Genomic DNA, 733 nt, shown 5'->3' with positions numbered 1-733 from the left:
TACTGGGATAAAACTGGCTTTGCGCTTTGGTATAAGCGCCTTGAAAAAGCCAAGTATAAATGGCCTACAAAAGAGCAAAATGAAGTGTTTACCCTGACTCAATTCGAGCTTGATAGACTGCTTTCTGGCTTCACGATTATCGGCCATAAACCCGTTCAAATAAACGATTTTACAATGACTTAATCGATAATAAAGCCTTATCTACCAAGCGTAAATGGCATGATTTAAGTATAATAAATGCCATGAAAAAGACGCCAGATATCAACCCAGAAAGCCAAGATGTTGCCGAGCTACAAGCGATGGTGAAAGCGCTGATGGCGTCAGAAAACCAATGGAAACAAGAGCGTCAATCTCTGCTTGAGCAACTCAAACTTGCTTTCGACCGCCAGTTCGCAAAACGCTCGGAGGCGTTAAAGCCTTACGATGAATCTCAAGGTGACCTCTTCAACGAAGTGGAATGTGAAGCCGCTAAGGAAGAAGAGGTTGAGGTAACGACGACGACCACAACGAAGAAACGTGGTAAACGCAAGCCCCTTCCAAAGACTTTGCCTCGTGAGGTTATCGAACTCGATTTAGACGACCATGAAAAACAGTGTGCATGCTGCCAACATAGTCTGCATAAAATCGGTGAAGACCGCAGTGAGAAACTTGAGTTCTCACCAGCCGTGCTCAAAGTGCTGGAATATGTTCGTCCTAAGTATGCTTGTCGTCAGTGCGAGCAAACTGAAGACAA

General features: G+C 44.5%; 2 protein-coding genes. Both read left to right on the top strand.

Annotation, left to right across the window (positions count from 1 at the left end):
- Positions 1-183: IS66 family insertion sequence element accessory protein TnpB (gene tnpB, locus AB4484_RS26670; protein WP_372081051.1), on the top strand; the 183-nt coding region annotated here is incomplete at its 5' end.
- Between the two features lie 59 nt (positions 184-242).
- Positions 243-733: IS66 family transposase zinc-finger binding domain-containing protein (locus tag AB4484_RS26665; protein ID WP_372081050.1), on the top strand; the 491-nt coding region annotated here is incomplete at its 3' end.

Origin of the sequence: Vibrio sp. 10N.261.46.A3 (genome assembly GCF_041472995.1) — a bacterium.
GTDB lineage: Bacteria > Pseudomonadota > Gammaproteobacteria > Enterobacterales > Vibrionaceae > Vibrio > Vibrio coralliirubri.
Note: the sequence above shows the minus strand (reverse complement) of the source record. Positions and strands in the feature narration are given on the sequence as shown.